At 69.8% G+C, this 9631-nt stretch carries 11 protein-coding genes; 10 read left to right on the forward strand and 1 reads right to left on the reverse strand.

The window, feature by feature from the left end:
* The first annotated feature begins 71 nt into the window (after positions 1-71).
* Positions 72-320, forward strand: a complete 249-nt coding sequence (locus DFR50_RS14275) for a hypothetical protein (protein ID WP_113889942.1) — start codon at positions 72-74, stop codon at positions 318-320.
* A gap of 79 nt (positions 321-399) precedes the next feature.
* On the opposite strand, the gene DFR50_RS14280 is transcribed toward DFR50_RS14275, so the two are convergent.
* The gene (locus DFR50_RS14280) at positions 400-627 is read right to left on the reverse strand and encodes a hypothetical protein (RefSeq protein WP_113889943.1); all 228 of its coding nucleotides are present in this window, start codon (positions 625-627) and stop codon (positions 400-402) included.
* 109 nt (positions 628-736) lie between these two features.
* Between DFR50_RS14280 and DFR50_RS14285 the strand changes: the two genes are divergently transcribed.
* From DFR50_RS14285 to DFR50_RS14325, 9 genes are all read left to right on the forward strand, one after another.
* Entirely contained in the window at positions 737-1027 is a 291-nt protein-coding gene (locus DFR50_RS14285) for a nucleotidyltransferase family protein (protein WP_113889944.1), read from the forward strand.
* Positions 1024-1380, forward strand: a complete 357-nt coding sequence (locus tag DFR50_RS14290; protein WP_113889945.1) for a HepT-like ribonuclease domain-containing protein — start codon at positions 1024-1026, stop codon at positions 1378-1380. Before DFR50_RS14285 ends, DFR50_RS14290 begins: the two co-directional genes overlap by 4 nt.
* Positions 1381-1476: 96 nt before the next feature.
* Positions 1477-2427, forward strand: coding sequence for a hypothetical protein (locus tag DFR50_RS14295; RefSeq protein ID WP_210208896.1), 951 nt, complete (start codon positions 1477-1479; stop codon positions 2425-2427).
* The gene (locus tag DFR50_RS14300) at positions 2351-3943 is read left to right on the forward strand and encodes a Y-family DNA polymerase (RefSeq protein ID WP_245427770.1); all 1593 of its coding nucleotides are present in this window, start codon (positions 2351-2353) and stop codon (positions 3941-3943) included. The genes DFR50_RS14295 and DFR50_RS14300 overlap by 77 nt, the downstream gene beginning before the upstream one ends.
* Positions 3944-4027: 84 nt before the next feature.
* Positions 4028-4381: an endonuclease domain-containing protein gene (locus DFR50_RS14305; protein ID WP_210208897.1), complete on the forward strand. Its 354-nt coding sequence runs from the start codon at positions 4028-4030 to the stop codon at positions 4379-4381.
* A 159-nt stretch (positions 4382-4540) separates the two neighbouring features.
* Positions 4541-4720, forward strand: a complete 180-nt coding sequence (locus DFR50_RS14310; RefSeq protein WP_113889947.1) for a DUF3309 family protein — start codon at positions 4541-4543, stop codon at positions 4718-4720.
* Between the two features lie 149 nt (positions 4721-4869).
* The gene (locus DFR50_RS14315) at positions 4870-8487 is read left to right on the forward strand and encodes an error-prone DNA polymerase (protein ID WP_113889948.1); all 3618 of its coding nucleotides are present in this window, start codon (positions 4870-4872) and stop codon (positions 8485-8487) included.
* 116 nt (positions 8488-8603) lie between these two features.
* Positions 8604-8897, forward strand: coding sequence for a hypothetical protein (locus tag DFR50_RS14320; RefSeq protein ID WP_147262770.1), 294 nt, complete (start codon positions 8604-8606; stop codon positions 8895-8897).
* A complete protein-coding gene (locus DFR50_RS14325; protein ID WP_113889950.1) occupies positions 8897-9451 on the forward strand; it encodes a hypothetical protein in 555 nt (184 codons plus the stop codon). Before DFR50_RS14320 ends, DFR50_RS14325 begins: the two co-directional genes overlap by 1 nt.
* The last annotated feature ends 180 nt before the right edge of the window (positions 9452-9631 follow it).

The raw sequence follows: 9631 nt of genomic DNA on the forward strand, positions 1-9631 counted from the left end.
AAGATCCCGTGTGCGCTCGCGGACGACCGGGATTGCGTGCTATGCCGGGCGGGAAGCATGGAGACGCACGGATGTCGGAGAGACGAGAACTGTACCGGAGCCCGAACGGCGATTCCTGGTTTCTCGGCCGCGAGCCGGCGGACGGGCACGCCTTCGTCATCCATCAGCCCAACAGCCCGTCGGGCGGCAAATTTTCTCACGTTGAACTTGGTGAATTTTTGCGTAAAGGGATGGGGCCGGAGCAGCAGGCGCTGCTGCGGCTGATCGGAACCCTGGTCGAGGTCCCCCCCTTCGCCGCCGCCAACGACGACCAGACGTGAGGGGCGGCGCGCCTCGCGCCGTAGGGCGGGCTCGCTGAGCCCGCCAGCCGCGGGCCTTGGTTCGGACGTGGACCGCGCCCTACCGGCCGCGCCGGGCCCAGATCGCCCGCACCTCGTCGTCGGTCGCGAACGCGCCCCGCTCGGCTTCCGTGAAGGACGCGTCGAATGAGGCGTTTTCCTCGGCGTCGAGCGTTATCGGAGCCGGATCATCGCCTGCCAACTCGAGGAGAATGCGCGCGAGCGCGTCCTGGGTCGCCGGGGAAAGTGTGAGGACTGTTCGCACGGCGTGGTCGAGAAGTTCAGTCATGCGTGATATAATAGCGTGTTTGGCGTGGCGTAGAAAGATGGTGCGCTTCGTGCGACCGCACCGACGATGCTTCGTCCAGATCGCTCTTGACCTATAGGAGTCCCGCGCGTTGAAGCCGTCCGTCGCCCTCAGCCTGCATCGGGACGCGATCCGCGCGGCGGCGGCGCGGTTCCGGTCGGCCAATCCTCGTGTGTTCGGCTCGGCGCTCGCCGGCGTCGACGAGGAGGGGAGCGACCTCGACCTTCTTGTCGATGCGCTTCCGGGCGCGACGCTGTTCGACCTCGGCGCGCTTCAGGTCGAGCTGGAGGAACTCCTCGGCGTGCCGGTGGACCTGCTGACCCCCGGCGACCTCCCGCCGAAGCTGCGGGCGAAGGTGCTGGCGGAAGCGCGGGCGGTATGAACGACGATCGGCTAGCGGATTTCCTCGATCATATGTCCGCCGCCGCAAACGATGCATGCAGTTTTGTCGAAGGCATGAGCAAGAGAGAGTTTCTGGCCGACAAGCGAACGCAACAGGCGGTCGTTATGAGTCTCGTCATCATCGGTGAGGCGGCTGCCAAGATCATGGATAAATATGGAGACTTCGCCGCAGTACAGCCCACAATTCCGTGGCGCGGCATGAGGGGGATGCGGAACCGCATTGCACACGGCTATTTTGACGTCGATCTGGGAGTCGTTTGGGATACGGTTCAGACGGCGCTCCCGAAATTATCGACGCAATTGAGACAGCTTCGCAATCACCCCCTCGCTTGACTCTCCCTCCGCGTCGGCTCAAAACAAGAACATAATGAGCACAAAGATGGATGTGGATGCCGAATGTCGCCGGGCGGCAGGGCGGAGGCGGCGCGTTTGCGCCGCGCGATCGCCGAGATCGAAGCCAAGGCGGGCCTGTCTCCCGCTTATCCGACGCGCGTCACGCTGCGCGTGCCGCTCGCGCGCGCGTTCGATCCGGCGCTCGGCGGCGGCCTCGCCGCGGACGGCCTGCACGAGATCGCTCCCGCCGAACCCCGGGACGGGCCGGCGGCGATGGGGTTCGCGCTCGCGCTCGCGGCCCGTTTCCTCGACCGCCGCTCGGCGCCGGCGCTGCTGATCGGCGAGAGCTTCGCGAGCCTCGAACAGGGCGCGCTCTACGGTCCGGGCCTGCTCGCGCACGGGCTCCCCTCGGGGCGGCTCGTGTTCGTCTCCGCCCCCGACGCGACCGCCGCCTTCTGGGCGACGGAGGAGGCGCTGAAATCGGGCGCGCCCGCAGCGGTCGTGGCCGAGGTCTGGACCCTCAGGAGCTACGGGCTTCTGGCCTCGCGCCGCCTGCTGCTCGCCGCGCAAAAAGGCGGGACGCCGGCGTTCGTCGTGCTCGCCGGGGCCTCGGGCCAGGCTGACGCCCTCTCGACCGCGGCCACGACCCGCTTCGAGATCGCCGCCGCGCCGAGCGCCCGACGCAGGGCCGCGGCCGGGCGCGATCTGCCCGGGCCGTTCGCCTGCACGGCGCGGCTGGTGAAGGCGCGCTCTCGCGGCGCGCTCGCCGATCGGGCCGCCGCGCTCCCCGAAGGCGCGGTCGACAGCGCGTCGGAAGACGGGCGTTCTTTCGAACGCCCTTTAACCCGTCGTGAGACGGGCGTCCTGTCGGACGCTCTGTGGGACCGCGCCGCCGCGGTCATCGACCGCGGCTCCAGGCACGACCCCACGCGCACGGTGCGGCTCGAATGGCGGACCGAGGAGAGAACCTTTGACGAACCGGCGATTTCTCGCGCTCTGGACGCCGCGGCTGATGACCGATCGCGCGCGGCGCCTCGGCGCCGTTGACCCGGGCGCGCCGCTCGCGGCGGTGACGAGGGTCGACAACGCCGAGCGCCTCGTCGGCCTCGACGCCGCGGCGGCGCGGCTGGGCCTGACGGTCGGCCTCTCGCTCGCCGACGCTCGCGCCCGCCATCCCGCTCTCGTCGTCGTCGAGGCGAACCCCGCGGAAGAGGCGCGGCTCCTCGAACGCATCTGCGACTGGTGCTCGCGCTACACGCCGCTCGCCGCGCTCGATCGCCCCGACGGGCTGATGCTCGACATTTCCGGGGTCGCGCATCTCTTCGGCGGCGAAGCGGGGCTGATCGAGGACGCGCGCGGGCGCCTCGCCGCGCAGGGGCTGACGGTTCTGGCCGGCGTCGGGAGCAATCCGCGCGCCGCCTGGGCGCTCGCCCGCTTCTCGGCGCAGAAGGTCGCGCCGGACGACCTGACCGAGAAGGCGTTCGCCAAACTCTTCCACGACCTGCCGCTCGCCGCCCTCGGCCTCGATCCCAAGACTGTGGCCGACATGGCGCGGGCGGGCTTGCGCCGCATCGGCGACGTGGCGATGAGGCCGCGCGCGCCGATCACGGCGCGGTTCGGGCCGCTCCCCGTCGCGCGGCTCGACGAACTGCGCGGCCTCGCCCGGTCTTCGATCGCGCCGCGCTTTCCGCCGCCGGATTTTTTGGCCGAGCGGCGGTTCGCCTCGCCGATCGCGACCCTCGCGGCGATCGAACTGTCGCTACGCAAGCTCGCCGACGACCTCGTGGTGCTGCTCGAGCGCCAGGCGAAGGGCGCGCGGCGGGTCGAACTGTCCCTCTACCGGGTCGACGGCGCCGTGCGCCGCGTTGCGGTCGGCGCCTCCCGGCCGGTCAACGAAGCGCGCGCGATCGTGCGGCTGTTTGCCGAAAGGCTCGCGAGCCCCGAGGAGGACGCGATCGACGCCGGCTTCGGCGTCGATCTGATGCGCCTCGCCTGTCTCGTCGCCGAACCGCTCGCCCCGTCGCAAAGCGAGATCGAGCGCGCGCACGAGGCCGAGCGCGCCCGGGCGCTGAGCCAGCTCATCGACCGCCTGAGCGCCCGTCTGGGCGCGCGCGCGGTGACGCGGCGCGAGCCGGTCGAGGCGCACCTGCCCGAACGCGCGGAAGCCGCGACGCCGGCGATCGCCGGGGAGGGGCGCGGGGGCGGGATTCTTCTCCCGCTCGCGGGAGGAGGGGACCGGCGTAGCGGATCGGATGAGGGCGAGTCCGCCGCCCCGTCGCGCCCCTTGCGCCTGTTCGTCCGGCCCGAGCCGATCGAGGCGATGGCGGAAGTTCCCGACGGGCCGCCGCTGCGCTTCCGCTGGCGTCGCGTGCTGCACGACGTCGCCGCCATCGAGGGCCCCGAGCGCATCGCGCCGCCGTGGTGGCGCCGGGACGGCGGCCCGACGCGCGACTATTTCCGCGCCGAGGATTCGCAAGGCCGCCGCTTCTGGCTCTACCGCGAAGGGCTGCTCGGCCGCGAGACGCAGCGGGCGAAATGGTTCATGCACGGGGTGTTCGGGTGAATCCCTTCGCCCGGCTGTCGACGGGCCATGGGGGAAGGCCACGGGAAGCATGGCCCGATGAGGGCGAGACGAAGGGAGACAGTCATGCGCAACCAAGTCCCCATTTCCGCCAGGCGGCGCGCCCGCACGATGCGCGCCGACCCGACCGAAGCCGAGCGGTTGCTCGGGCGCGCCTTGCGCGACCGTCGCATGCAGGCGCTCGAATTTCGCCGGCGGGCGCCGGTCGGTCCCTACATCGTCGATTTTCTCTGCATCGCGCGCCGGCTGATCGTGGAAGCGGACGGATCGCAGCGCGCCGAAAGTCGGTATCACGCCGCTCGCCAGGCCTGGCTGGCAGAGCAAGGCTATGCGGTCTTGCGCTTCAGCGACCGCGACGTCCTGATGGCGCGCGAAAGCGTGCTGGCGACGATCGCGGCGCGCTGCGGACTGCCGTGGTGAAGCGCTTGCCTCATCCGGCGCTTCGCGCCGCCTTCTCCCGCATGCGGGAGACGGGATCGCCGCGGCTCGATCGGGCGAGGGAACGGGAGACGCGTGAACCGCGTTCTCCCATCGGCGACGCGCGGTTCGCGCGGGCGCACAAGGAGACTTAAGCCCGTGATGACCATTCTCATCATCCTGCTCATCGTGATCCTCCTCGGCGGCGGAGGCGGCTACTACGGCTACCGGGGCTACGGCGGTCCGGGGCTCGGCGGGGCGCTCGGTCTCGTGATCGTCGTCCTGGTCGTCCTGTGGCTTCTGGGCGTCTTCGCCGGCGGCGTCGCCCATACGCCGATGTAACGGCTTTCGTGTCGGCGCCGGGCGGAAACGGGTCCGCCGGCGCGGCTTGACTCTGCGCGCGCATCCGTTCAAAACAAGAACAAAGATTGAACAGGCGCAGTCCGGACGGCGTCTTCGGCTGGGCCTTCCTAGCGTGCAGGCAGGAGCCCATGATCCGCCTCGAGCCCCGTTTCGCCGAGCTGGCGGCGACGACGAATTTCTCCTTCCTCCGCGGGGCCTCGCATCCGGAGGAGATGGTGGCGCGGGCGGCCGAGCTGGGACTCGCCGCGATCGGCGTCGCCGACCGCAACACGCTCGCGGGCGTGGTGCGCGCGCACGTGTTCGCGCGCGAGAACAAGGCGGCGATGGAGGGCATGCGGGTCGTCCCCGGCGCGCGGCTCGCCTTCGACGACGGAACGCCGGACCTCATCGCCTATCCGGCGGACCGCGCCGCTTACGGCCGCCTCTGCCGCATCCTCACCGCCGGCAACCTGCGGGCGCCCAAGGGCGAGTGCCATTTGCGGATTGAGGATCTGCTGGCGCACGGGCAGGGGCTGCAGGTCGTCGCGATGCCGTCGACCCATTCCCTTCCCCGCTTGGGGCAAGGGAATGCGAGGGGGGGCGCGCGGACGTCTCAGGAGAGGCGGGGGACCCTCCCAAATCCCCGAGAGCAGCGCCCCCCTGCCCATCCCACAAGGGGGGAAAGGGGCGGCGGCCCGGCGCGAAGCGAGAGCCAAGCCTTGACCCTGCTCCGCGACGCCTTCGGCCGGCGCCTCTGGATCGGCGCGAGTCTGACCTACGGCGAGGACATGCGCGGCGCGCTCGCGCAGCGCGTCGCGCTCGCCAAGAAGCTCGGGCTGCCGCTGCTCGCGACCAATGACCCGCTCATGCACGCGCCCGAGCGGCGCGCGCTCGCCGACGTCGTCGCCTGCATCCGCGAGGGCGTCACGCTCGAAGCGGCCGGCCGCCTGACGCAGGCCAACGCCGAGCGGCATCTCAAGAGCCCGCGCGAGATGGCGCGCCTGTTCGCCGAGGCGCCCGAGGCGGTCGGGGAGACGATCCGCTTCCTCGAAACCCTCGCCTTCAGCCTCGACGAACTCGCGCATCGCTATCCGGAAGAATTGCGCGAGGGGTTTCCCACGCCCCAGGCGGCGCTCGAGGCGTTTGCGCTTCACGGCGCCGATGCGCGCTATCCCGACGGCGTCCCCGACCGCGTGCGCGAGGCGCTGGCCCACGAACTCGCGCTGATCGCCGCGCTCAACTACGCGCCCTACTTTCTCACCGTGCACGACATCGTGCGCTTCGCCCGCTCGCGCGGAATCCTGTGTCAGGGCCGCGGCTCGGCGGCCAATTCCGCCGTGTGCTTCTGCCTCGGGATTACCGAGGTCGACCCGGCGCGCTTCGATCTGCTGTTCGAGCGCTTCGTCTCGCCCGAACGCAACGAGCCGCCCGACATCGACGTCGATTTCGAGCACGAGCGGCGCGAGGAGGTGATCCAGTACATCTACCAGCGCTACGGGCGCGAGCGCGCCGGTCTCGCCTCCGCCGTCACCACCTATCGCACCCGCTCGGCGATCCGCGAGACGGCCAAGGCGTTCGGCCTGTCGGAGGACGTGATCGCCGCGCTGAACGGCACGGCCTGGGGCCACGGGACGACCCCGATCGGCGAGGACCGGGTGCGGTCGGCCGGCCTCGACCCGAGCGATCCGTCGCTCGCGCTGGCGCTGACGATGGCGGGCGAACTCGCCGGCTTTCCGCGTCATCTCACCCAGCACAGCGGCGGTTTCGTCATCACCAGCGACCGGCTCGACGAGGTCGCGCCGATCATGAACGCGGCGATGGAGGACCGCACCACCATCGAATGGGACAAGGACGACCTCGACGCCCTCGGCCTGCTCAAGATCGACGTGCTGGCGCTCGGCATGCTGACCGCGCTGTCGAAGGGCATCGGCCTGCTCGAGCGTCATTACGGCGCGCGCCTGACGCTCGCGAGCATCCCGTCCGAGGAGGCGTGCGTCTACGCCATGATCCAGCGCGCCGACACGATCGGGGTGTTCCAGATCGAGAGTCGGGCGCAGATGTCGATGCTGCCGCGGCTGAAGCCGGAATCCTTCTACGATCTCGTGATCGAGGTCGCGATCGTGCGCCCCGGCCCGATCCAGGGCGACATGGTGCACCCCTACCTGCGTCGCCGGCAGGGACTCGAGGACGTCGTCTATCCGTCGAAGGAGCTCGAGGCCGTGCTTCAGAAGACGCTCGGCGTGCCGCTGTTCCAGGAGCAGGCGATGAAGATCGCCATCGTCGCCGCCGGCTTCACCCCCGCCGAGGCCGACAAGCTCCGCCGCGCCATGGCGACCTTCCGCCGCGTCGGCACGATCCAGACCTTTCAGGACAAGATGATCGAGGGCATGGCGGCCAAGGGCTACGACCGCGACTTCGCCGAGCGCTGCTTCCGCCAGATCGAGGGCTTCGGCGAATACGGGTTTCCCGAGAGCCACGCGGCGAGCTTCGCGCTGCTCGTCTACGCCTCGTGCTGGATGAAGTGCCGCTATCCGGACGTGTTCGCGGCCGCGATGCTGAATTCCCAGCCGCTCGGCTTCTACGCTCCGGCGCAACTGGTGCGCGACGCGCGCGAGCACGGCGTCGAGGTCGGCGAGGTCGACGTCAATTTGTCGGACTGGGACTGCACGCTGGAGGGGCGCCCTTCCCCCCTTGCGGGGGAAGGCGCCCCGAAGGGCCGGATGAGGGGTCTGCGCCGTGAGGCGCGCGACAAGGCGACTGACGTCGCCGGCCCCCTCACCCCCGACCCCTCTCCCGCAAGGGGAGAGGGGAGACAAATCCACCCCCGCCACGCCGTCATGGCGGACCACATCCGCGCGACCCGCGCGGTGCGGCTCGGCCTGAGGCAGATCCTCGGCGTCAGGGAGGAGGAGATGCGAACGCTCGTCGAGCGGCGCGGCGACGGATACGACTCGGTGCGCGACCTGTGGCTGCGCAGCGGCCTGAAGCTCGCCACCCTGGAAAAGCTCGCCGACGCCGACGCCTTCCGCTCCATCGGCCTCGACCGGCGCGAGGCTTTGTGGGCGGTGCGCGGGCTCGACCGGGTGGGCGACCAGGACGCGCTGCCGCTGTTCGCAGCCTCGCGGCCCGAGCGCGACGCCGAGCCCGACGCGAACCTGCCGCCGATGCCGCTCGGGGCCCATGTGGTCGAGGACTACCGCCGCCTGTCGCTGTCCCTGAAGGCGCACCCGGTTTCGTTTCTGCGCGGGCGGCTGTCCGCCCGCGGGATCGTGCGCTCCGACGCCCTCGCCGCGATCCGCAGCGGCGAGCGCGTCGCCGTCGCCGGCCTGGTGCTGGTGCGCCAGCGGCCCGGCACCGCCAAGGGCGTCATCTTCATGACGATCGAGGACGAGGCCGGCCTCGCCAACGTCATCGTCTGGCCGAAGGCGTTCGAGCGCCTGCGCGCCATCGTGCTCGGCGCCCGCTTCGTCGCCGTGAGCGGAAAGCTGCAGAACGAGCAGGGCGTGATCCACGTCGTCGCCGACCGGATGGAGGATTGCACGCCGATGCTCGGGCTCCTGTCGGAAGCCGGAGGGACGATCGAGACCCGCGCCCGCGCCGACGAGGTCAGGCGGCCGCAGATGACGATCGCGCAGAAGCGCCAGGGCAACCGCTTCGCCGGCCCGCCGCGGCTCGACGACCCGTGCGCGCCGCCGAGCCTGCCGCTCGAAACGGGCGAGATCCGCGAGGTCCGCAAGGCGATGCCGGGAGGGCGGAACTTTCAGTGAGAGAGGCAGGACCCGTTCCGCGGGCGGTCATGGCAATCTCGTCGTTCATAGGGTCGGTCTCCTCGCTCGGCGCCCGACGGTCACTACGACGGTCACTACAAGGAAACGGGTCGTTCATGCTACAAGCGCCGCAAGGCGCGGGACGTGCAATGCAAACCGATCTGAAGACCCTCAAGCAGCTGGTGATCGAGACCGCCAGGAAATCGCCGGTCGGCCCCAAGGTGGAAGATGTCGAAGTCGAGCCCAACCGCGACAGAGAAGGAGACGAATTTCTCCGCGTGATCATTCGGCTGAAAACCGTCGACAAGGACGACGATCCGGCGCTGGCGCAGCTCATCGAAGCGATCGAAACCGCGGTCGGCGAGCACGACGAACGCTATCCAAGCGTTCGATTTCCGGACGCCGCCTGATGGCGACATACGACGCGGAGCTTTTCGACGTCGCATCCCGACTGCTGCGGCGCCCCAAAGAGCGCGGCAGGCTGTCACGCGCCCGCATCCGCCGCAGCGTGTCGACCGCCTACTACGCGCTCTTTCATTTCCTGCTTGATGAAATCGGGCGATTGCTGATTGGAACGCGCAGCGGCCTGTTGGAACGTCGCCGCATCCTGGTTCGGACGATTACCCACAAGGGCGTCAAGTCCACGCTCGAAAAGGTGCGCGGGAACGCGGTCGACAGATCCGTCGAAGATTTCCTCAGACCCCTCGGCGGCGCGGCGGGAGCGGTTCAGCCGCCAGCTTTCGCCAAGGGCTTCGCGAACGCGTTCATCGACGCACAGGACAAGCGGCACGAGGCCGACTACGATCTGAATGAGGTCCTCAGTGAGGCCGACGCCAGACTTCTCGTACAACGCGCAAAGCGTTGCATCGAAGCGTGGCGTGCGGCGACCGGCGATGTCGACCGCGACTTCAAACACGCCCTGTGCGTGCTTATGCTGCTCAAGGGACAATTGCGAACAGAGTGATACCATTTCCGGGTGATCAGCTCGCGTTGGCGATGGGTGGCCACCAGTGGAAGCCGGCTCTCCCCTTGAGGGTTTGTCGGTCGTCGGCGAGTTGGGCGCATCGTTGCGAGACGATGGCCTCGAGCGTTTCGAGGTCGGGGATGTGCTTGTTGACGACGGGCTCGTCCACGACCTGCCAAA

The sequence above is a fragment of the Roseiarcus fermentans genome (assembly GCF_003315135.1).
In the GTDB taxonomy this organism is placed as follows: domain Bacteria; phylum Pseudomonadota; class Alphaproteobacteria; order Rhizobiales; family Beijerinckiaceae; genus Roseiarcus; species Roseiarcus fermentans.